This window comes from Rhizobium sp. CB3171 (genome assembly GCF_029714265.1).
Classification (GTDB): domain Bacteria; phylum Pseudomonadota; class Alphaproteobacteria; order Rhizobiales; family Rhizobiaceae; genus Rhizobium.
In genome coordinates this window covers 1675360-1697278 of sequence record NZ_CP121652.1, presented here as the reverse complement: position 1 = coordinate 1697278, position 21919 = coordinate 1675360, and the positions used below count along the sequence as shown (strand labels likewise).

Sequence of the window (21919 nt, the reverse complement as noted above, 5' to 3'; positions counted from 1 at the left end):
TTGAGACGTCTTCTGGCACTGCAAACACATTAGGGCAATTGCTGTAGGGACACACCGGGCGAAATTGACGGGCAGGGGGGTGGACACGAACGCGCGACAAAGGAGACTATGCCCAATCATAACCGCCGTCGCTGAGGCCCCATGACGACTCTTGATCCTTTCACCCCCCGCTACATCCTCGGTCTCGGCTGCGAGCGCGGTACGGACTGGAACGATGTGCGCCTGCTTGCCGAACGGGCCGTGCGGGAGGGTGGGATAGAAGTCGCGGAGGTCCTTGCGGTCGCCTCCATCGATACGCGAAGCAACGAGCCCGCAATCGTAGAAACGGCCGCTCATCTTCAATTGCCGCTGCATTTTTTCGACGCGGCCACCCTGGAGCGCGAGACGCCTCGTCTGAAGAACCCGTCCGAACTCGTCTTTGCGCGTGTGGGCTGCCACGGTGTCGCCGAGGCGGCCGCACTGGCGGCGGCCGGACCCGTTGCGGAGCTTGTTCTTCCGAAAATCAAATCCGATTTTGCTACCGCCGCAATTGCGAAAATCGGCTGAATTTTCGGCTGATTGGCATCGATTTGCCGCAATCTGTGGCGAATTCGCACGAGATTGTATCCGATATTGCAGAAATGGCGTCTGCGGCTATGGTGAGGCATTTCGCTGAGCACGGCTCTCGTGCGCCCCGGTGATTTCGGAGCATGATCCCCAAAAACTGCGGCGCAGCCTTTGGACAAGATCAAGCTGGTCAAAAGGATAACAAGGAAAAATCATGCACAAGGTCATTTACGACACGGACCCTGGCGTCGACGACGCCATGGCGCTTCTCTTCCTGCATCGCCATCCGGATATCGATCTTCTCGGCGTCACCACCGTGTTCGGCAATGCTTCCGTCGACACGACGACGCGCAACGCGCTGTTTCTGAAGCGCGAATGGAACATTCCGTGCCCGGTCGCCCGCGGCGCCAGCGTCACGTTCGATCCGTCGCGAAAGGAGCGGGATTGGCCTACCTTCGTGCATGGGCATAATGGTCTCGGCGATATCGAAGTGCCTGAAACGATCGATCTGGCGACCGATCCGCGTCCGGCGCATCAATTCATCATCGATACAGTCCGCGCCAATCCGGGCGAGGTGACCCTTGTCGCAGTCGGCCGAATGACCAATCTGGCGATGGCCCTGAAGCATGATCCGGAGATCGCCAAGCTGGTGAAAGACGTCGTCATCATGGGCGGCAATTTCTATGTTCCGGGCAACGTCACGCCGGTGGCGGAAGCCAATATTCACGGTGACCCGGAAGCCGCCGATGCCGTCATGACCGCAGCCTGGAAGGTCGTAGTCGTCGGCCTCGACGTGACCGCGATCACGACGATGAGCCGCAGCTATCTCGCCGACATGGCAAAGGCGGGGGGGCCGTCCGTGCAGTTGCTGGCCGACCTGTCTCAATCCTATATCGATTTCTACAGCCATGCGGTCGACGACGGCATGATGGTGCATGATAGCTGCGCCTGCGTCTATGTCGTGGCGCCGGAGCTGTTCGATACGATCGAAGGTTCTGTACGTGTCGTCTGCGGCGGCATTGCCGACGGCCAGACGATCGTCAAACCGAACGGGCGCCATTTTCCGCCGAACGAATGGGACAATCTGCCGAGCCAGATCGTTTGCACCGGCATCCGTTCACAAGCGGTGATCGATCTGATCCGCGATGTGATTCTCGGCAAGTGAACCGCTGAGGACAGAGGGAGAGGACGGCTGTGCTGCCCTCTCCGAAAGCGTCTTATTCGCAAGATTTTTTATTTTATAATATTATCAGATCGTTGTGCCGACGCCCTGGCAGTTCGAGTCGGAGATTTCAAACGATACATTGGCTTCTTTCCGGTGTCTTCGTCGTCTTGGGAAAAGCGAATAGCGCAGCATCGCCGCTGCTGAGATCCGATTTATCCTATCATTCTACGAGGGAAATGAGAGTCGAGCCGGAGCGGCCTTATCCCATTCCCAAGATTGCAATTTTGCCCATCCGGGCATAGGACAGGTGGGATGAACGATACCGCATTTTCCAATCTGCCGGCGCTGGAGCCGGGCTCCGTCTGGCTTGTTGGCGCGGGGCCGGGTGATCCCGGGCTTTTGACCTTGCTGGCGGCCAAGGGACTGGCGGAGGCCGACATCATCGTCCACGACGCGCTCGTCAACGAGGACTGCCTGAAACTCGCCCATCCCGGTGCGATACTGGAATATGCGGGCAAACGCGGTGGCAAGCCGTCTGCCAAGCAGCGGGACATTTCCCTGCGTCTTGTCGAGCTGGCCCGTGCGGGCAAGCGCGTGTTGCGGCTGAAGGGCGGCGATCCCTTCGTATTCGGGCGTGGTGGCGAAGAAGCGCTAATGCTGGTCGAACACGGGATCCCGTTCCGCATCGTGCCGGGTATTACCGCCGGCATCGGCGGTCTCGCCTATGCTGGCATTCCCGTAACCCACCGCGACGTCAATCATGCCGTCACTTTCCTAACAGGCCACGATTCCTCAGGCGTCGTCCCGGACGGGATCAATTGGGAAGCGATCGGCAAGGGCTCGCCCGTCATTGTCATGTATATGGCGATGAAGCATATCGCGCAGATCAGCGCCAATCTCATTGCCGCTGGCCGTTCGGCCGACGAGCCGGTCGCCTTCGTCTGCAATGCCGCAACGCCGGCGCAGCAGGTGCTGGAAACGACGCTCGGGCAGGCCGAAGCCGATGTCGCTGCATCCGGCCTGGAGCCGCCGGCGATCGTCGTGGTTGGCAATGTGGTCAAGCTGCGGCCTTCCCTCGACTGGCTGGGCGCTCTATCCGGCCGCAAGCTCCTGCCGGAGACGGAGGTGCGGGCGGGAACCGGTCATAAGGTGCCAGCATGAGCGGCTTGCTGATCGCCGCGCCGGCTTCGGGCTCGGGCAAGACCACGGTCACGCTCGGCCTCCTGCGAGCGCTGCGGAAAATGGGGATTGCGGTGGCCCCAGGCAAAGCCGGTCCCGACTATATCGACCCTGCCTTCCTCGCCGCTGCTAGCGGTTCGCCCTGCCTCAATTTCGATCCCTGGGCCATGCGCCGCGAATTGATTTCGGCCAATTCGGCGCTTCATCGTGGCGGCGGGCGGATGCTGGTCATCGAAGCGATGATGGGATTGTTCGACGGGGCGGCGGATGGCTCGGGCACACCGGCCGATCTCGCCGCTTTCCTTGGGCTCTCCGTCGTGTTCGTGGTCGACGCCTCGCGGATGTCGCAGTCGATTGCTGCGCTCGTCAGCGGCTTTGCCAATTTCCGGGCCGATGTCCGTATCGCCGGCGTCGTCCTTAACCGCGTCGGCAGCGACCGGCATGAAGCGATGCTGCGCCGCGCCTTGGAAGCCGTGCGCATTCCCGTAGCCGCCGTCATTCGCGGCGACAAGGGACTGACCTTGCCAGAGCGGCATCTCGGGCTCGTGCAGGCGGGAGAACATGCAGGCCTGGAGGCGTTCATCGAGCATGCGGCGGATACGGTCTCCAAGGCATGCGATTTCGGGCTGCTGCTGCGCGCCGCACACCAGAATCTCGTTCGGCCATCGGCCGCCAACATTGCCCGGCTGATGCCGTTTGGGCAGCGCATCGCCGTGGCGCGCGATATCGCTTTTGCCTTCTGCTACGAGCATATGCTGCTCGGCTGGCGCCGGCGCGGGGCGGAGATTTCGTTTTTCTCGCCGCTTGCCGATGAGGCCCCGGCTGATAATGCCGACGCCATCTATCTACCCGGTGGTTATCCGGAATTGCATGCGGGCAGGCTTGCGGCGGCATCTCGCTTTCAAGAAGCAATGAAGGCAGCCGCCGCCCGGGGTGCGCGAATCTATGGCGAATGCGGTGGCTACATGGTGCTTGGCGAGGGATTGGTGGATGCTACCGGCATGCGTCATGAAATGCTCGGGCTGTTGCCCGTCGTCACCAGCTATCAAAAGCGCCAGCGGCATCTCGGCTACCGGCGCGTGGTGCCGCTTGACGGTTCTTTCTTCGACCGACCGATGACGGCGCATGAATTCCATTATTCGACCATTGTCTCGGAAGGTACGGCGGATCGGCTGTTCGCTGTCAAAGACGCGCTGGGGGACGATCTTGGTACGGCCGGACTGCAGCGCGGCAATGTCGCCGGCTCCTATATGCACCTGATCGACCTTGCCGGTGAGGCCGCATGACGAACAGGATCTTACACGGCGGCGGCATCACGGCGGCGGCTCGCCTTTACGGCGGGCAACCGGAGGACTGGCTCGACCTGTCGACCGGCATCAACCCCAATCCCGTTGCCTTGCCGGAAATTTCCGTTTCGGCCTGGCATCGGCTGCCGGATCAGCATCTGGTGGAACAGGCGAGGGCGGCGGCGAGAGTCTATTATCGCAGCGAGGATATCCTGCCGTTGCTTGTCCCAGGTACGCAGTCGGTGATTCAGCTACTGCCGCGACTTGCATCGGCAAGCGGTGTGGCCATCCTGTCGCCAACTTATGGGGAATATGCCCGCGCCTTTGCGCTGGCGGGTCTGCCCGTCTGCAAGATTACGGGGATCGATGATCTCACTCCCGAACAGAAGCTGGTCATCGTCGTCAATCCCAACAATCCGGATGGCCGAACTCTGTCCGTCGACCGGCTACGGGAATTGCACGACCGGCTGCAGCCGCGCGGCGGCATGCTGGTGGTCGACGAAGCATTTGGGGACATGGAGCCGGAAAGCAGCCTGGCGCCTTATGCTTCCTCCATGCCGAATCTCATCATTTTCCGTTCCTTCGGCAAATTCTTCGGGTTGGCCGGTCTGCGCCTCGGTTTCGTTATCGCGCAAGCCTCGATCCTGGAGCGTTTCGAGGATTGGCTCGGCCCGTGGGCCGTTTCCGGACCGGCGCTTTCACTGGCCGCCTCGTTGATGACCGGTGACACAACCTCCATCCGCAACCGCATTCTCGATCGCAGATCGGCGCTGGATGCGGTACTTCGCCAAGCCAGGCTTCAGGTCGCCGGCGGCACGGGGCTGTTCGCGCTGGTTGCCGATGATCGCGCAAGCGACATATGTACGCATCTCTGCCGCCATCATATTCTTGTCCGCAAGTTCGACTATGCGCCGAATTGGCTGCGCTTTGGTCTTGCCCCAGACGAGGTGACCGATCGCAGGCTTGCCAGGGCGCTCGAGGCTTATTCGATATGACGATCGACGAACATCTGCTCATCCTCGTTCTGGCATTGCTGTTGGACCGCCTCATCGGCGATCCGGACTGGCTATGGCAGCGCATGCCGCATCCCGTCGCGCTGTTCGGCAAGGCGATTTCCTTTTTCGACGGTCATTTCAACATCAAGGGCCTGCCTGGTCTGGTGCGACGCCGCAATGGCGTGATGTCGATTGTCGCGCTGCTTTTCGGCGCGGTCATAGCCGGCCTCGCCGTGCACGGGCTGCTCGCCTTCTTCGGCTGGCTCGGCATCCTGGCCGAAGCAGGCCTTGTGGCGATCTTCCTGGCACAGAAGAGCCTGGCCGATCATGTCGGCGAGGTATCGAAGGCGTTGCGCAGCGAGGGGCTCGACGGTGGACGCCGCGCCGTATCGCGCATTGTCGGTCGTGATCCCGAAACGCTGGACGAACCCGGCGTTTGCCGCGCCGCGATCGAGAGCCTTGCCGAGAATTTTTCCGACGGCGTGGTGGCGCCGGCGCTCTGGTATGCCGTGTTCGGCCTGCCGGGCCTGTTTCTCTACAAGATGCTGAATACGGCCGATTCGATGATCGGCCATAAATCCGAGACCTATATCGATTTCGGCTGGGCTGCGGCCCGGCTGGACGACATCGCCAACTGGCCGGCCGCGCGGCTGTCGATCCTGTTCATTGCCGCCGGTGCGCTCGCCAAGAAGGGGATTTCGGCACTCGGCAATACGATCCGCGTTGCGGTTCGTGATGGCGGGCTGCACCGCTCGCCGAATTCCGGCCGGCCGGAGGCGGCGATGGCAGGCGCTTTGGATATTCAGCTTGCCGGGCCGCGCGTCTACGGCGGCGAGGTCGTGCGCGAACCGATGATCAATGGTTCCGGCCGCGATATCGCCACCGTCAGCGATGTCGACAGCGGCATCTCGATCTTCTATTCGGCATGCACGATGCTGACGCTTATCGCCTTCGCGGCATTCCTGTTGTTGTTGTGATTGGCCACGCTTGCGTTAACGAATTGGTCACTATCTGTATTAATTTAGTATAATCAGAGAGCTGGTAGTTATTCTCTCCATCGGAATTGTTTCGAAAAGAAGCAAACGGTGGAGGGGCGAAATGAAGCGAATAACGGCGGCCGCTGCCGCATGTCTATGCATGCAGTTTCATGTTACAACAGCGCAGGCTGGAACTGTTCTCGCCAGTGTTGATCTTCGGTCGCAGACGATGACCGTTTCCGAAGACGGCGTATTCAAGTATCGCTGGAAAGTATCGACGGCGCGCAGAGGTTATATAACCCCTACCGGCTCTTATACCGCGAAGTGGTTGTCGCGCGATCATCGCTCGAAGAAATACGACAATGCACCGATGCCCTATGCGGTCTTCTTCAACGGCGGCTACGCGGTGCACGGCACCTATGAGCTGAAGCATCTCGGCCGGCCGGCATCGCATGGCTGCGTCCGTCTGGAACCGCGAAACGCCGCGACCTTCTTCTCGATGGCATCGCAGGTGGGGCTGAGCAACACGCGCATTATCATCAACCAGTGACCACGGTTTGCTCATTGCACCCGCGATCTGGCTGGGATTGCAACTAATTTGCTTGGCTTTGCCACTAAGCCGCAATGCTGCCGTATCTTGCTCGCATGCCGGCCGCTGTTCCGGCAATTGCGCACCGGAAGTATCTTTGCTGTTTAGGCAACAGTGCTTCGCCAAATTACCGGGGTCTCGGGTGGAAACCATTGGCTTTTGGAATGGATTTCCCTATGAGGAGGGTTGAATTATCATTTCAAGAGGTATGGGCGTGACTGCTACATTCGACAAAGTTGCCGACATCATCGCTGAGACAAGCGAAATCGACCGTGAAACGATCACGCCAGAGAGCCACACGATCGACGACCTCGGCATCGACAGCCTCGACTTCCTGGACATCGTCTTCGCCATCGACAAGGAATTCGGCATCAAGATTCCGCTGGAACAGTGGACGCAGGAAGTCAACGAGGGCAAGGTTTCGACTGAGGAATATTTCGTCCTCAAGAACCTCTGTGCCAAGATCGACGAATTGCGCGCCGCCAAGGGCTGAGCAACGTCCTTGCTTTTTTGACGCCCAGCCGCCCTTGAAATATGGCGGCCGGGCGGTTTCATTCTTAACTATCGTATCCTACCCGGGCCAAACCGCGTCACCGGGTCGGATCGGAGGCGTTAATGCTGCTGGAATATTTCCAGATGATTGACCGGGTCGAGTCGGTCGATCTCACCAAGGGCCTTTTGAAGGCGCATTCGGTCGTTCCGGCCAAGAGCCCCGTTTTCGAAGGTCACTTTCCGGGCATGCCGCTCGTTCCCGGCGTCCTTCTGATCGAGACCATGGCGCAGGCGTCGGGTATGCTGGTGCTCGCGGCAACGAAATTCGCCTATATGCCGTTCCTGATGTCGGTCGACGGCGCCAAGATGCGTACCTTCGTCGAGCCGGAAGCAAAGCTCGACATCGAGGCGGAACTGGAGCATGACGGCTCGGGCTTTGCGGTGACAAAGGCGCGGATCACGATTGCCGGCAAGAAGATCTGCGATGCGCAGTTGAAGCTGCGCACCATGCCGTTTAATGAGGTGCCGCTCGCCGATATCGTGCGCAAGCGGGCAGGCGAGGTCGGGCTTCTCGACGCTATCGCCGCCAATGGCTGACGTTTCCGGCTTGCATGGCGCCGCATTCTAAGAGGATTGATGAATGAGCAAGGCTCAGAATGATGTGGTGATCACGGGTATCGGCATCGTCACCTGTCAGGGTGTCGGCAAGGATGCGCATGTCGCCCTGCTGACGTCGGACAAGGTGCCGCCGACCATCGTCGAGACCGAGAAATTCAAACCCTATCCCGTGCATCCGCTGCCGGAGATTGACTGGTCGCAGCAGATCCCAAAGCGTGGTGATCAGCGCCAGATGGAAAACTGGCAGCGCATCGGCGTCTTCACCGCCGGCCTGGCGCTGGATGATGCCGGCTTCAAGGACGATCTGGACGCTTGCGGCAGCATGGACATGATCGTTGCGGCCGGCGGCGGCGAGCGCGACATCAATGTCGATACATTGATCGTCAACGAAGGTCTGAAGCGCAACGACCGCGAATTGCTTCTGAACGAAAAGCTGACGACCGAGCTGCGTCCGACGCTGTTCCTCGCCCAGCTTTCCAATCTGCTCGCTGGCAATATCTCCATCGTCCACAAGGTCACGGGTTCGTCGCGCACCTTCATGGGCGAGGAAGCTTCCGGCATCTCGGCCATCGAAACTGCTTTCCATCGCATCAGGTCGGGCGAATCGAGCCATGCATTGGTCGGCGGTGCGTTTTCGGCCGAGCGTCAGGACATGATACTGCTGATCGAATCAGTGAACGCGCATGCGATCGGCGACTGGCATCCGCTTTGGTCCCGCAAGCCTGAAGATGGCGGCGGTATGATCATGGGTTCGCTCAGCGCTTTCCTCGTGCTCGAATCGCGCACCCATGCCGCAGGCCGTGGCGCGCGCATCTACGCAACCATCGACGCCATCGAAGGCGATCGCGGCAGCCGCGATAGCGGCAAGTTCGAGGCCCGGTTGGAGCACTTGCTCGCGCCCGCCAAGGACGCGCAAGGCGACAGCACGGTCGTCTTCTGCGGCACGACTGCGATCCCAGATCTCGCGACGCGCGAGAAGGCTGTTCTAGAAGCGCAGTTGCCCGGATCGGCCATTCGGGGCTACGCCGGCGTTTCCGGCCACGGCCTTGAAAGCCAGTTTCCGCTTGGGCTCGCCTTTGCCGCTCTGGCGGTCGCCAACAAGGCCAAGGTACCGCCTTTCGATGCCACGCATGAAAAGCCGATGACTGCCGGCGCGCAGAAAGCGGTCGTCACGACCGTTGGGCATGTGCGCGGTGAAGGCGTCGCCGTACTTTCCGCCGAAGCGTGAGGAGTTAGGATCATGACCGCATCCGCCTACAAGGATCATCTCGGTCGCCCGATCGTCGCCGTTACCGGCATGGGCATCATCACGTCGCTCGGCCAAGGGCTGCAGGACAATTGGAACGCGCTTTCCTCGGGCACGTCTGGGATCCACGGGATCACCCGCTTCCCGACCGACGGCCTTTCGACGCGCATTGCCGGCACCGTGGATTTCATCGACATCCCTGCACCGAACGCCGTCGAGCGCTCCTATGCCTTCGCTCGTGAGACCACGATCGAGGCGCTTGCCCAGGCAGGCATTTCGGGTGATTTCAACGCGCCGCTTTTCCTCGCCGCACCGCCGATCGAGCCGGAATGGAGCGCACGCTTCGAGCTGGCCGACCGCTCGCCGCCGGCCGATCATCCGGCCGATGCCTATGAGCGCTTCCTCGCGGCAATGCGTGAGCGTCCCGATCCGGCTTTCCACGAGGCAGCCCTGTTCGGCGCCATTTCAGAGCGTCTTGCCGACCGTTTCGGTACACGCGGCCTGCCGGTGACGCTGTCGACGGCCTGTGCATCGGGCGTTACCGCGATCCAGCTCGGCATCGAGGCAATCCGCCAGGGTCGCACCACGCGGTCGCTGACAGTCGCGACGGATGGTTCGCTCAGTGCCGAAGCGCTGATCCGCTTTTCACTGCTTTCGGCATTGTCGACGCAGAATGACCCGCCGACCAAGGCGTCTAAGCCGTTCAGCAAGGACCGCGACGGCTTCGTTATCGCGGAAGGTGCCGCAACGCTTGTGTTGGAATCGCTGGAATCTGCTATTGCCCGAGGCGCAAAGATCCTTGGCATCATGAAGGGCGCCGGCGACAAGGCGGATTCCTTCCATCGCACCCGCTCGTCGCCGGACGGCGGCCCGGCGATCGCGACGATCCGAGCTGCTCTTGCCGATGCGGGAATGGCTGAAACCGATATCGGCTATATCAACGCGCACGGCACGTCGACGCCGGAAAACGACAAGATGGAGTACGGATCCATGTCCGCCGTCTTCGGCGAGCGGCTTCCGTCCATTCCGGTCTCGTCGAACAAGTCGATGATCGGCCATACGTTGACGGCCGCCGGCGCGGTCGAAGCGGTGTTCTCGCTGCAGACCATGCTGACCGGCACGCTGCCGCCGACCATCAATTACAACAATCCCGATCCGTCGATCATTCTCGACGTCGTGCCGAACAAGAAGCGCGAAAAGCAGGTGGGCGCCATTCTTTCGAACTCCTTCGGGTTCGGCGGACAGAACGCCAGCCTTGTCATGGCGCTTGAACCGGCTTAATCGGACCTTTGAACAAAAAGACATTACTGCGCCCGAGAGGCGGGGGATTTTGCCATGCGCGCTTTGCAATTGATCGACGACCGCAAACTTGAGATCACCGATCTACCGGAGCCTGAAGCTCCGGGCGCGGGTGAGGTTACCCTGCGCGTGAAGGCAGTCGCCCTCAACCATATCGACGTCTGGGGCTGGCGCGGAATGGCGTTTGCCAAGCGCAAGATGCCGCTGGTGATCGGCGCGGAAGCGGCCGGTGTCGTCGAGGCGATCGGACCGGGTGTTGCCAACGTACTGCCCGGCCAGCTCGTATCGATCTACGGTGCCCGCACCTGCGGTCTCTGCCGCCACTGCCGCGAAGGCCGCGACAATCTCTGCGAACATGTCGGCGGCGTGCATGGCTTCCATCTTGACGGCTTCGCGCAGGAGAAAGTCAACCTGCCGGCGCGCCTGCTGGTTCCGGCCCCTCCGGGTGTCGATGCGATTGGCGCTGCTTTGGCACCCGTCACCTTCGGCACGGTCGAGCATATGCTGTTCGACAATGCCAAGCTGGAGCCCGGCGAGACGATCCTTGTCCACGCCGGCGGCTCCGGCATCGGCACGGCGGCAATCCAGCTTGCCAAGAAGATCGGCTGCACCGTCATCACCACCGTCGGTTCTGACGACAAGATCGAGAAGGCCAAGGCGCTCGGCGCCGATCACGTCATCAACTATCGCACCGACCGTTTTGAAGGCGTGGTGCGCAAACTGACGAAGAAGAAGGGCGTCGACGTCGTCTTCGAACATGTCGGCAAAGATACCTGGGCCGGCTCGATGCTGTGCATGAAGCGTGGCGGGCGTCTCGTCACCTGCGGCTCGACCTCGGGCGTCTCCACCGACATGAACCTGATGATGCTGTTCCAGCAGCAGCTAAAGCTGCTCGGCTCCTTCGGCTGCCGCATGGAGAACATGGCGAACGCCATGCAGAAGATGGCGCGTGGGCTGGTATATCCGGTCATCGACACTGAAGTGAGCTTTGGCGATATCGACCGGGCGCTGGAGCGGATGGAATCGCGCCAGATCTTCGGCAAGATCATCCTCAAGATGGATTGAGCGGCGTGAAGCTCGTCCTCACCCGGATCGTGCTTGCCGTCAGGCATTTCCGCCAATGGCTGATTGCGCAGATCATCTTCGGCTTCCTAAATTTCCTGAAGCTGTTCCCCGCCGATGGCGGCATCAACTTCGCCGACTGGCTGACCCGGAAAATCGGGCCGCATACGAGCCGCCACAAGCTGATGCTGACCAATCTGCGCAACGCTTTTCCTGAGAAGAGCGAGGCGGAGATCGCGGAGATTGCCCTGGCGAGCTGGGGCAATATGGGGAGGCTGGCGGCGGAGTATGTCTTCCTCGATCGGCTGTTTGATTTCGATCCGTTTAGCGAGAAGCCGGGCCGCGTCGAGGTATCCGGCATTCCGATCTTCCTCGACCTCAGGGACAATCCGCGGCCGTTCATCGTCTTTACCGGACATACGGCAAATTTCGAATTGCTGCCGGTTGCAGGCGCTGCCTTCGGGCTGAAGGTCACCGTGCTATTCCGTCCGCCGAACAATCCCTATGTGGCAGAGAAGGTTTTTGACTTTCGTGCCAAGCGCATGGGCAATCTCGTACCCTCGCATGCGGGATCGTCTTTCACCTTGGCCAGGCAATTGGAAGCCGGCGGCGGGGTTGGCGTGCTGGTCGATCAGAAGTTCCGAAAGGGACTGAAGACGCTGTTCTTCGGTCGCGACGTCAAAACCAATCCGCTGCTGCCGAAGCTGGTTCGTCAGTTTAATTGCGAAGTTTATCCGGCTCGTTGCATCCGGCTGCCCGATAATCGCTATCGGCTGGAGATCGAACCGAGACTGGAGATGCCGCGCGATGCGCGCGGTAATCTGGATCTGCCTGCGACGGCGCAGCTTTTGAACGACAAGGTAGAGAGCTGGGTGAGGGAATATCCCGAGCAATGGCTGTGGTATCACGACCGCTGGAATATCAAAAAGACTCTTTTCTAAGTAATTACTTAAATAAAACAATTCGTAGCAGAATGAACCATCTTAAGCCTTCTTAGGCTCAAAATTAGACCTTCGGTAAGTCCTGTCTTTCGAAAAATTCGCCTTTACCGAGAACTTCATTTCACCCGGATTGAATGTGAGGGTAAGTCATGTTATTGCATTTGCAAGAAAGCTTGGTGAGATAGCGGGCGCCAGGCTGAATATCCTTGTTTATGGTAGCGTCGGGAATGAGGCCCGAAGCTGAACCATGGGCAAGGACAGGAGGGCAATTTGCTGGCACTCTTTCATGCCTTCTCCATGAAATGCACCCAGATTCAAAGGGCAATCAAGCTGGGTGACGATGAACTTGTCGGTTCGCTCGATCGCGAGTTGGAGCCGCTCGTTACAGCGATCCTGGCTTATAAAGCCACCAGCCTTCTCGAAATGTATATGCAATTGCAATTTATGAGCAATCTCATCCGCGAGGAATCGGATGACCGCTCACGAGTAATGCGCAATTCCGCGTCGCTATCGTCACTGATCGATCGCTATTTCGGCGGCGCCAGCGAGGCCGCGGCGGAGGTGCTGATGGCATTTTCCACAGGAAAGAACCAGCACGAAGCCGAGGTCGCCGGCTTCGACGAGGACAATGTTCTGAACGATGTCATCCTCGACAGTCTGCCGGACCGTGTCGCGGTGATTACGCGCGACTATCGCTATCTCTATAGCAACGCGGCCAATTCCGAATTTCTGGGGTCAAAGCCAATCGAGCTGGTCGGCCGGCATATTGCAGAATTCACCGGTTCCGAATTGTTTGAAAGCACCTTTAAGACCAAGCTGGATGCCTGCTTTGCCGGCGAGACGGTCGATTGCCTCTACCCGGCCTATCGTCCGAAGGAGGCCAACAAGACCTTGCATTGCCGAATGACGCCGCTACGCGCCACCAAGTCGAGAGGCGAAGTAATCGGCGCGCTGGTGGTGGTGCATGAAGTCAGCGTCGTTCCGGCGAACATGCTGGTGGCCTGATCGGCCGTTTTGGTTCCAGACGACAATTTTTCGATAACGCCCGCACTGTGCGGGCGTAATTCGTTTGTCTTTTCCGGTTCATCGAAAGCAGTGAAAGCGCAAGCAACAGCTCGCTCTCTCTTCGATGTCTTGCTCACTCAGGAGAGGCAGGTCTTCAGGGAGTTGGCGATACCGCGCATCAGGTCGAAATAGAGATCCGGTCCTTGCGTCAGCGTCGCCGCTTCCGGATCGAGCACGCCCGATTTGGCGGATGTGCCCTCGATGACGACATTGACCAGCTTTGGTTCGAATTGCGGCTCGGCGAAGACGCAGGTTGCGCCGAGACCGGCGACCTTGCCGTGGATTTCCGCCACCCGCTCCGCGCCGGGGATGCTTTCCGGGCTGACCGTGATCGAGCCCGCGACATGCACGCCGTAGCGGCGCTCGAAATATTGATAGGCATCGTGGAAGACGATGAAGGGCTTGTTCTTTACTGGCGCGATGGTCGAGGCGATTTCCGAGTCGAGCGCGTCCAGTTTGTCGTTCAGCGCTTTCTGGTTCGCCTCGTAGGTTAGCGCATTGGCGGGATCGGCCGCGACCAATGTGGTGGTGATCTCGGCCGTCATTGCCTTGGCATTGTGCGGATCGAGCCAGAGATGCGTATCGAACGCGCCGTGATCGTGTGTATCACCTGCGGTCGCTGCCGGTTCGTCGCCGTCGTCATCCGCTTCGAAAGCGCCGCCCTGGCGGAATTTCAGTTTAGTGATGCCAGGCGCCTTGTCGAGTTCGACCACGAGAGCGTTCGAGCCGAGCGCCGAGAGCGGCTTTTCCAGGAAAGCCTCCATACCCGGACCGACCCAGAAGACCACTTTGGCGCCTTCCAGCGCCCGCGCATTCGAAGGCTTCAGCGCATAGGTGTGCGGCGAAGCCGCGCCTTCGACAATCAAATCCGGCGTGCCGACGCCTTGCATGATTGCGGCGACGAGGGAATGAACCGGCTTGATCGATACCACCACTTCCGGCGGATCGCCCGCGAATGCCGGGGCTGCGAAGAGCCCAGAGATTAATAAGGAACCGGCGAGGGGGAGAAGGGTCTTTGGCGGGATCATGCGATATTGCCCTTGAATGGGTTCTGTTATGTTATTACATCAATTGCGTTATGCTATAACGTGTGCGATAGCAGGACGCAACAGCGCAAATGGAAATTTCATGCTTTCTTCCGTGGACAATAAGAGCCGGCCCCTCGTGTCGCTCCATGATGTCGGCGTCCGCCGTGGTGGCCGTTGGCTGGTGCGCGGCGTCGATTTTTCGGTGAGCCGCGGCGAAATCGTCACCCTGATCGGCCCGAACGGTTCCGGCAAATCCACCAGTGCCAAGACCGCGATCGGCGTGTTGAAGCCAGATGAAGGCAGCGTCGATCGCATTGCCGGGCTCAAGGTCGGTTATGTCCCGCAGAAACTTGCCATCGACTGGACCCTGCCTCTGAGCGTGCATCGTTTGATGACATTGACCGGACCCTTGCCGGAAGCGGAATTGAAGGCGGCTTTGGAGGCGGTCGGCATTGCCCATCTCGCCAAGGCCGAGGTGCAGCATCTCTCCGGCGGCGAATTTCAGCGGGCCTTGCTAGCGCGTGCGATTGCCCGCAAGCCGGACCTACTGGTGCTGGACGAGCCGGTACAAGGCGTCGACTTCAGTGGCGAGATTGCGCTTTACGATCTCATCAAATCGATCCGCAATTCCGAAGGTTGCGGCATTCTGTTGATCTCACATGATCTGCACGTCGTCATGGCCGCGACGGACACCGTTGTTTGCCTCAATGGCCACGTCTGCTGCCGCGGTACGCCGCAGGCGGTGACCCAGAGCCCGGAATATGTCAGGCTGTTCGGCACGCGAGCCGCGCAATCGCTGGCGATCTACAGCCATCACCACGACCATACGCATCTGCCTGACGGCCGTGTGCAGCATGCCGACGGCTCGATCACCGATGATTGCCGTGCCGATGACGGTCATCACGGCCATGGCCATCACGATCATCATGACCATGATCACACCCATCACGATCATGATCATCACGCTGCAGGGGAACGCCATGTTTGACGATTTCTTCCTGCGTGCCCTTATCGCGGGCGTCGGGCTGGCACTGACCACCGGTCCGCTCGGCTGCTTCATCATCTGGCGGCGCATGGCCTATTTCGGCGATACGATCTCACATTCGGCATTGCTCGGCGTGGCGCTGTCATTGCTCTTCCAGCTCAATCTGACGCTCTCCGTTTTCGCTGTCGCTGCGGCCGTTTCGATCCTGCTCCTGTTCCTGCAGCGCCGTCAGGCGCTGTCGGCGGACGCCTTGCTCGGCATTCTGTCGCATGCAACGCTGGCGATCGGCCTGGTGATCGTCGCTTTCATGAGCTGGGTAAGAATCGACCTCATTGCTTTCCTGTTCGGCGACATTCTTGCCGTCAATCGTTCGGATATTGCCCTGATCTGGGGCGGCGGCATTCTGGTGCTGGCGGCCATTGCCTGGCTTTGGCGGCCGCTGCTCGCCTCCACCGTCAATCCGGAGCTGGCCGAGGCGGAGGGACTGCAGCCGGAGCGGGCGAAGCTGTTTTTCATGCTGCTGATGGCCGTCGTTATCGCCATTGCCATGAAGATCGTCGGCATCCTGCTGATCACCGCGCTGCTGATCATCCCGGCCGCCACCGCACGCCGTTTTGCCGCGACGCCGGAGATGATGGCGGTTTTCGCATCGCTGATTGGGGCTGTTGCCGTCGTCGGCGGACTGTTTGGCTCGCTGCGTTACGATACGCCTTCCGGCCCGTCGATCGTGGTGGCGGCGCTCGTTCTGTTTATCATCAGTCTGCTGCCCCTTGCCCGCAGGGCCGGCGCGCCGGCGGCGCAACAGGGAGGACAGGGATCATGACCACTCCGATACTGACCAAGAACCAGTCGCTCGTTTTCGATATCCTGACCAAGGCGGAGGCGCCCCTCAGCGCCTATACCATTCTCGACAAGCTGCGTGACCATGGTTTCCGCGCACCGCTGCAGGTCTACCGGGCGCTGGACAAGCTCTTGGAATATGGCGTCGTCCATCGTCTCGAGAGCATTAACTCCTTCGTTGCCTGTGCCCATCCGGATGAGAATTGCCATAGCCACGGCCTCGTCGCCTTCGCCATCTGCGAAAGCTGCGGCCAGGTGATCGAATTCCACGATCATGAAGTGGATCACCGGCTGATGGACTGGCTGAAATCGCAGAAGTTCAAGGCCGAGAAGTCAACCATCGAAATCCGCGGTCATTGCGCGAGCTGTGCCGCTTGAATGTCGGCGTGGCGCGATTCTAAAGCCGCGCGCACTTTTGAAAAATGCCGCCTAATCCAGCCTCTTGAGGTCGCGGGCAAAACGCTGCCAATTGGCGACATAGTTGCGGGCTGAACGGCGCAGGCCTTCGATGGCAGCTTCGTCCAGTGTGCGGATCGCCTTGGCGGGAGCGCCGACGATCAACGAGCCGTCCGGAAATTCCTTGCCCTCTGTCACCAGCGCGTTGGCGCCGACCAGACAATTCTTGCCGATCTTTGCGCCGTTCAACACGGTCGCGCCCATGCCGATCAGCGAATTGTCGCCGATGGTGCAGCCGTGGATGATGGCATGGTGGCCGATCGTGCAGCCTTCACCGATCGTGGTCGGGAAGGCAGGATCGGTATGCACCATCGCCCCTTCCTGAATATTGGTGCCTTTGCCGACGACGATTGGCTCATTGTCGCCCCGCAGGACTGCGCCGAACCAGATGCCGACATCCTCGCCGATCTCCACCTTGCCGATCACACTTGCGTCGGGCGCGATCCAATAGCGGCCGGGATCGGGCGTCTTCGGCACCAAGCCGGAAAGGGCATAGAGCGGCATCTTGTTACTCCTCGATCAAATGACGTTCAGCACCAGCGTCGCGACGCCATCGACGGCGCAGGTGATCCTGTCGCCGCGCGCCACCGGTCCGACGCCGGCCGGCGTGCCGGTCATGATGACATCCCCAGGCGCCAGCGTGAACTGCTTCGAGAGCTCGGCGATGATTTCCGGTATCTTCCAGATCATCTGCGAGAGATCACCCCTCTGCGCCGACTCGCCGTTGCGCATCAGCCAGATGCCACCCTTGTCGGGATGACCAACCTTAGTTGCCGGGGCGAGAGGGGAAATGGGGGCGGAGTGTTCGAAGGCCTTGCCGACTTCCCAAGGGCGGCCGAGCTTCTTGGCTTCGCCCTGCCGGTCGCGGCGGGTGAAATCGATGCCGACGGCATAGCCGTAGATGCAGTCCAGCGCTCTCTCGGCCGGAATGTCGGCGCCGCCGCTTTTCAGCGCGATCGCCAGCTCGACCTCATGATGCACATCCGACGACAGCGGCGGATAGGGGAAATCGCCACTCGGCAATAGATTGTCCGGGTTCTTCTGGAAGAAGAAGGGCGGTTCGCGGCTGGGGTCGTGGCCCATCTCAATCGCATGGTCGGCATAGTTGCGGCCGACGCAATAGACGCGGCGCACGGGGAAGAATGCGGCTTCGCCCTCGATCGGCAGTAGGACGGGCGCGGGCAGGGGAATGACGGTGGCAAATTGTTCGGTCATGACAATCTCTTCACAAAATTCGTCTTCTGCCAGAAGAACGATGCCTTCCGACTCCAATGGCAGCCTAGCATCAATGGAGCGGAGGGGAAAACCGACCAATGGAAACGTTTTGGTGTAAAGCGTGGGCGGAAGCGTTTTCCCTGCTCCGGACGATGTCGGATATCCGCCGTAAGCCTTAGATTCGCTCATCTGTGCAGGTGATGGGAACTGTGGCATAACTAAGCCATGGCTATAAATGTCTTGGGGGTCCATACCAATCAGGTCAGGACGGAACAGGCGTCGGGCAATTCGCTTGCAGCCGCCTATTCTGTAGCCGTTTTCTGCTGGGTGCTGTCGTCCGGTGTCTATATTGCCGCGAAATGGGTCTCTCACGAAATGCCGCCCTGGGCGCTCTGCTTCTGGCGCGTGCTGATCGCCTGGGCCATCCTGCTACCGATCGTGCGCGGGCATTTCGGCGCCATGGTTGCGCTTGTGCGGGCTCGTCCACTGGAATTGCTTTGTATTGGCGGCACCGGGCTTGCGATCTGTCAGGGGCTGCTTTTCATCGGCCTCGAACATGCGGATGCCACGACGGCTGGCATCATCATGGCTCTGATCCCCATTCTCACGATGATCCTTGCCCGCCTGATTTTGGGGGAGCCAATGGGAACCTGGCAGGTGACGGGATCGATCATCGCTTTCCTCGGCATCGTAACCATCGTCGTCAAAGGCAGCCCGGCGGCATTGATGCGCCTCGATATTAATCCAGGGGAGTTGTGGATCGTCGCCGGCTCTTTCTGCTTCAGTCTCTACACCGTCCTGCTCCGCCGTGCGAAATTCGATATAGAGCGTCTTCCTCTTTTGGTGCTGCTTCTTGGCGCCGCGGTGCTTACGGCGTTGCCGTTCTATCTCTGGGAGCTTGCGTCCGACGAGCGCTCGACGCTCAACGGCAACGGGCTGATCGCGCTCGCCTATGTGGCGATCCCCGGCGGGGCCATGACCTATTACCTCTTCAATCGGAGCGTCGAGGCGCTGGGTGCGGCCCGGGCCGGTATGATGCTCTACCTCCAGACAATCTTCACCGCCATACTCGCCTACCTGCTTCTCGGCGAGCAGTTGCAGTCCTATCACCTCGAAGGCGCTGCGATCATCGTCGTCGGCCTGCTGCTTGTCACCCTGCTGAAGCCGAAGACCGAAACCGCGGCGGCGAAGCCCTGATGCGCTAGTGGCGTTGCTGGTCATCTCAGCGCGATACATTGCGGGACGAAGATTTGCTGCTGCGTTTGAACTTTGACGCCGTCTCGCTTTATTCCTATCTGTGCTGTATATCGCCTCTCGACATCGTGCCCCATTTTGTTGCTGCGCGCCGCTTAAGGTCGCTTAGACGCGGCAATAGACGCTTGGAGCGGGCCAGAACAAAGTTTATGCGAGCAGACAAGACATGACAAAATCGGCAGAAAAGCCCGGAGTGCCGGCGGATATCCCTTATAGCCGCAAGCCCGTTTTCGCCGTCGCACCGATGATCGACTGGACGGATCGGCATTGCCGGTATCTGCATCGGCAGATCAGCCGGCATGCGCTGCTCTATACCGAGATGGTGGTGGCGGATGCGATCATCCATGGGCCGCGTGACCGGCTGCTGGGACATGATACCTCCGAGCATCCCGTGGCGCTGCAAGTCGGCGGCTCCGATCCGGCCAAGCTTTCGGAAGCGGTGCGGATTGCCGGGGCTTATGATTATGACGAGATCAATCTGAACGTCGGCTGTCCTTCGGATCGCGTGCAGTCCGGTACGTTCGGGGCCTGCCTCATGCTGACGCCGGAGACGGTGGCGGAATGCGTTGTGGCGATGAAGAGGGTTTCCAAGGCGCCCGTGACGGTGAAATGCCGGATCGGTGTCGATGAGCAGGAGCCGGAGCTGGCGTTGCCGGAGCTGATCACCCGCGTGCTCGAGGCCGGCGCCGATGCGATCTGGATCCATGCCCGCAAGGCCTGGCTGAAGGGCCTGTCGCCGAAGGAAAACCGCGAGATCCCGCCGCTGGATTACGACATCGTCTACCGGATGAAAGAGCGTTGGCCGGACGTCTTCATCGGCATCAACGGCGGCATCCAGACGCTGGATCAGGCCGAAGCGCATCTTGCCCATGTTGACGGCGTCATGCTCGGCCGCGCCGCCTATCAGAACGCTGCTATCCTCGCCGATGTCGATCATCGCTTCTATGGTGAACCGTCCGTCGAGCCGGATTGGAACGACCTGCGCGACCGGATGATGGCCTATACGGAGCGCCACATTGCCAACGGCGGCCGCCTGCAGCATGTCGCCCGCCACATGGTCGGCCTCTTCACCGGCCTACCGGGCTCCCGCCGCTACCGTCAGATTCTCTCCACCGACGCCAACAAGCCGGGGGCGGGGGCGGAGGTGATTGCAGCGGCATTTGCAGCAGTGGATTTTGCCGGCGAGGGCGAGCGAGTGAGCGCTTAGCGCCCTGGGAATATGCCAACCCGCCCTCGTCCTTCGAGGGTCGCTTATGCTCCCACCTCAGGTGAGGGCTGATCGATTGGGTCTTGCGGCAATTGCAAGTGATCTTGGGAATAATTACGAAGCCTGCTCTACCCTCATCCTGAGATGCGGAAGCCGTAGGCTGCAGCCTCGAAGGACGAGGGTGCCCGATCTGCCTGCAAACGCAAAAAAACGGCGCGGTTTTCACCGCGCCGTTCGAAACCTTATCCGGCTTCTCAACTAAGACTTAGGAAGCCTTGATGTTGACAGCCTTCGGGCCCTTGCCCATGCGATCCGGCTCGGTGTCGAAGGTGACCTGCTGGCCTTCGCGCAGCGACTGGATGCCAGAAGCCTGAAGAGCGGAGATGTGAACGAAAACGTCCTTAGCGCCGCCGTCCGGGGTGATGAAACCAAAACCCTTGTCCTGGTTGAAGAATTTTACGATGCCCTTGGTGGCCATTGGGATAGTCCTTTTCCCTACAGTCTGATGTCTGCCCGAGCTGCCCCGAGCGGTTTAGCCTTTGCCCTACGCAAAGACCAGTCGAGAAGTCACGTACGGGGAAAGAACGTCTACGCAGAGGATAAACCTCTGTAGGCTGCCTCGCGCAGTCGGCATTGCCAAATCAGTCCAGTCACCGGCATGCAAATGCCCGAGCGGGTGTATGGGTGACAGGATTTGCGACAAAAGGCAAGGGGCAATATTGGGGCGAAGCGGGAATGAGGCCGGATAGGGGGGAGATTTCAAGGGGTTGGGAAGGTGATGCTTATGCCGTTGATGGCCGTTATTGTTTCACTTTGACACTACAATACGGCGAAAATTACCCGTATACCGATCAATGACGTAGCTTCGATGACAACTATTTGCGATGAGTCACTCGAAATGAAATGGCGCGGATTATCGCCGCGCTGGCAAATCCCAAACCCGATAGAGGTTATTGAGCGCATCCGCTGTGCGGCATTCGACGACTGGCAAACCGGATTCCTGGAGAATTTTTGCATATTTGACGCCGTTGTCGCGAGTCTTCACGAGAATCCAGTGAATCATTTCCCATTTGATGCTGTCCTGGGCACCTTCGAGATGTCCCGCACGGTCCGAGCGGTTGATCAGCGTGCGCTTGAGATAGCGGGAAAAGCGTAGCCAGTGATTGGACGTTATGAGAATAGCGCCGGTAGCGCGGGCCAAACGCTGCGGCATCAGGCGCGAATAGTTGCCCTCCATAACCCACTGCTCTCCCAGAATTGCCGCATCGTGAAGCGCGGCAAACTCTGCTTCCGGGCGCGGCTGCCAATCCGTATGGGGCAGATGATGAAGTTGATCGAGATGCACGGCCGGAAAACCAAGCTTTTTAGTAAGGGCGACCGCCAACGTCGATTTCCCCGCATTGGAAGGGCCGACAACGACAACGCGCTCGCCAAGGGAGTGCAAAGGCAACATGAGGACACCGGTCGGGAAAAT

The 21919-nt window shown here is 59.9% G+C and carries 24 protein-coding genes; 19 read left to right on the top strand and 5 right to left on the bottom strand.

Going from position 1 to position 21919, the window contains the following annotated elements; genetic code table 11:
• Window positions 1-141 precede the first annotated feature (141 nt).
• The 14 genes from QA648_RS08340 to QA648_RS08275 all read left to right on the top strand — a co-directional run bounded on the left by QA648_RS08340 (window position 142) and on the right by QA648_RS08275 (window position 13400).
• Complete coding sequence (locus tag QA648_RS08340) at window positions 142-546, top strand: cobalamin biosynthesis protein (RefSeq protein ID WP_283050808.1); 405 nt, start codon at window positions 142-144, stop codon at window positions 544-546.
• A gap of 214 nt (window positions 547-760) precedes the next feature.
• The gene (locus QA648_RS08335; RefSeq protein WP_283050806.1) at window positions 761-1711 is read left to right on the top strand and encodes a nucleoside hydrolase; all 951 of its coding nucleotides are present in this window, start codon (window positions 761-763) and stop codon (window positions 1709-1711) included.
• A 312-nt stretch (window positions 1712-2023) separates the two neighbouring features.
• Entirely contained in the window at window positions 2024-2872 is an 849-nt protein-coding gene (gene cobA, locus QA648_RS08330; RefSeq protein WP_283050804.1) for a uroporphyrinogen-III C-methyltransferase, read from the top strand.
• A complete protein-coding gene (locus QA648_RS08325; protein WP_283050802.1) occupies window positions 2869-4176 on the top strand; it encodes a cobyrinate a,c-diamide synthase in 1308 nt (435 codons plus the stop codon). Before cobA ends, QA648_RS08325 begins: the two co-directional genes overlap by 4 nt.
• Entirely contained in the window at window positions 4173-5171 is a 999-nt protein-coding gene (gene cobD, locus QA648_RS08320; RefSeq protein ID WP_283050800.1) for a threonine-phosphate decarboxylase CobD, read from the top strand. The genes QA648_RS08325 and cobD overlap by 4 nt, the downstream gene beginning before the upstream one ends.
• A complete protein-coding gene (cbiB, locus tag QA648_RS08315) occupies window positions 5168-6148 on the top strand; it encodes an adenosylcobinamide-phosphate synthase CbiB (RefSeq protein WP_104823369.1) in 981 nt (326 codons plus the stop codon). The genes cobD and cbiB overlap by 4 nt, the downstream gene beginning before the upstream one ends.
• Window positions 6149-6269: 121 nt before the next feature.
• Window positions 6270-6698, top strand: a complete 429-nt coding sequence (locus QA648_RS08310) for a L,D-transpeptidase (protein ID WP_283050798.1) — start codon at window positions 6270-6272, stop codon at window positions 6696-6698.
• A 247-nt stretch (window positions 6699-6945) separates the two neighbouring features.
• Window positions 6946-7230 (top strand): acyl carrier protein, encoded by a 285-nt coding sequence (locus QA648_RS08305; RefSeq protein ID WP_003495848.1) that lies wholly within the window; start codon window positions 6946-6948, stop codon window positions 7228-7230.
• A 122-nt stretch (window positions 7231-7352) separates the two neighbouring features.
• Window positions 7353-7826, top strand: a complete 474-nt coding sequence (locus QA648_RS08300) for a 3-hydroxyacyl-ACP dehydratase FabZ family protein (RefSeq protein ID WP_104823367.1) — start codon at window positions 7353-7355, stop codon at window positions 7824-7826.
• 43 nt (window positions 7827-7869) lie between these two features.
• A complete protein-coding gene (locus tag QA648_RS08295; protein ID WP_283050748.1) occupies window positions 7870-9075 on the top strand; it encodes a beta-ketoacyl-ACP synthase in 1206 nt (401 codons plus the stop codon).
• A 12-nt stretch (window positions 9076-9087) separates the two neighbouring features.
• The gene (locus QA648_RS08290) at window positions 9088-10374 is read left to right on the top strand and encodes a beta-ketoacyl-ACP synthase (protein ID WP_283050746.1); all 1287 of its coding nucleotides are present in this window, start codon (window positions 9088-9090) and stop codon (window positions 10372-10374) included.
• A 54-nt stretch (window positions 10375-10428) separates the two neighbouring features.
• The gene (locus tag QA648_RS08285; protein ID WP_104823364.1) at window positions 10429-11457 is read left to right on the top strand and encodes a zinc-binding dehydrogenase; all 1029 of its coding nucleotides are present in this window, start codon (window positions 10429-10431) and stop codon (window positions 11455-11457) included.
• Window positions 11458-11462: 5 nt separating this feature from the next.
• Window positions 11463-12395, top strand: coding sequence for a lipid A biosynthesis lauroyl acyltransferase (locus QA648_RS08280; protein ID WP_104825121.1), 933 nt, complete (start codon window positions 11463-11465; stop codon window positions 12393-12395).
• A 270-nt stretch (window positions 12396-12665) separates the two neighbouring features.
• The gene (locus tag QA648_RS08275) at window positions 12666-13400 is read left to right on the top strand and encodes a PAS domain-containing protein (RefSeq protein WP_104823363.1); all 735 of its coding nucleotides are present in this window, start codon (window positions 12666-12668) and stop codon (window positions 13398-13400) included.
• Between the two features lie 137 nt (window positions 13401-13537).
• Here the strand turns inward: QA648_RS08275 and QA648_RS08270 are convergent, their stop codons facing one another.
• Window positions 13538-14488: a zinc ABC transporter substrate-binding protein gene (locus QA648_RS08270; RefSeq protein WP_283050742.1), complete on the bottom strand. Its 951-nt coding sequence runs from the start codon at window positions 14486-14488 to the stop codon at window positions 13538-13540.
• A 100-nt stretch (window positions 14489-14588) separates the two neighbouring features.
• Here QA648_RS08270 and QA648_RS08265 point away from each other — a divergent pair, with 100 nt between their 5' ends.
• Genes QA648_RS08265 through QA648_RS08255 form a run of 3 tightly spaced genes read left to right on the top strand, consistent with a single transcriptional unit; the run spans window position 14589 to window position 16691 of the window.
• A complete protein-coding gene (locus QA648_RS08265) occupies window positions 14589-15476 on the top strand; it encodes a metal ABC transporter ATP-binding protein (protein ID WP_283050739.1) in 888 nt (295 codons plus the stop codon).
• A complete protein-coding gene (gene znuB / locus QA648_RS08260; RefSeq protein WP_283051270.1) occupies window positions 15469-16296 on the top strand; it encodes a zinc ABC transporter permease subunit ZnuB in 828 nt (275 codons plus the stop codon). Before QA648_RS08265 ends, znuB begins: the two co-directional genes overlap by 8 nt.
• A complete protein-coding gene (locus QA648_RS08255) occupies window positions 16293-16691 on the top strand; it encodes a Fur family transcriptional regulator (protein ID WP_283050737.1) in 399 nt (132 codons plus the stop codon). The genes znuB and QA648_RS08255 overlap by 4 nt, the downstream gene beginning before the upstream one ends.
• 51 nt (window positions 16692-16742) lie before the next feature.
• Here the strand turns inward: QA648_RS08255 and QA648_RS08250 are convergent, their stop codons facing one another.
• Both QA648_RS08250 and QA648_RS08245 read right to left on the bottom strand, forming a co-directional pair.
• The gene (locus QA648_RS08250; protein ID WP_104823358.1) at window positions 16743-17273 is read right to left on the bottom strand and encodes a gamma carbonic anhydrase family protein; all 531 of its coding nucleotides are present in this window, start codon (window positions 17271-17273) and stop codon (window positions 16743-16745) included.
• 15 nt (window positions 17274-17288) lie between these two features.
• The gene (locus QA648_RS08245; protein ID WP_283050734.1) at window positions 17289-17984 is read right to left on the bottom strand and encodes a fumarylacetoacetate hydrolase family protein; all 696 of its coding nucleotides are present in this window, start codon (window positions 17982-17984) and stop codon (window positions 17289-17291) included.
• Between the two features lie 225 nt (window positions 17985-18209).
• Between QA648_RS08245 and QA648_RS08240 the strand changes: the two genes are divergently transcribed.
• Together QA648_RS08240 and dusA are read left to right on the top strand one after the other, a co-directional pair.
• On the top strand, window positions 18210-19181 hold the full coding sequence (locus tag QA648_RS08240) for a DMT family transporter (protein ID WP_283050733.1): 972 nt from the start codon (window positions 18210-18212) through the stop codon (window positions 19179-19181).
• A gap of 223 nt (window positions 19182-19404) precedes the next feature.
• Entirely contained in the window at window positions 19405-20445 is a 1041-nt protein-coding gene (dusA, locus tag QA648_RS08235; protein WP_283050732.1) for a tRNA dihydrouridine(20/20a) synthase DusA, read from the top strand.
• Between the two features lie 265 nt (window positions 20446-20710).
• On the opposite strand, the gene QA648_RS08230 is transcribed toward dusA, so the two are convergent.
• Window positions 20711-20923, bottom strand: a complete 213-nt coding sequence (locus tag QA648_RS08230; RefSeq protein ID WP_028752932.1) for a cold-shock protein — start codon at window positions 20921-20923, stop codon at window positions 20711-20713.
• Window positions 20924-21358: 435 nt separating this feature from the next.
• The gene (locus QA648_RS08225) at window positions 21359-21898 is read right to left on the bottom strand and encodes an AAA family ATPase (protein ID WP_283050729.1); all 540 of its coding nucleotides are present in this window, start codon (window positions 21896-21898) and stop codon (window positions 21359-21361) included.
• Between the last annotated feature and the right edge of the window lie 21 nt (window positions 21899-21919).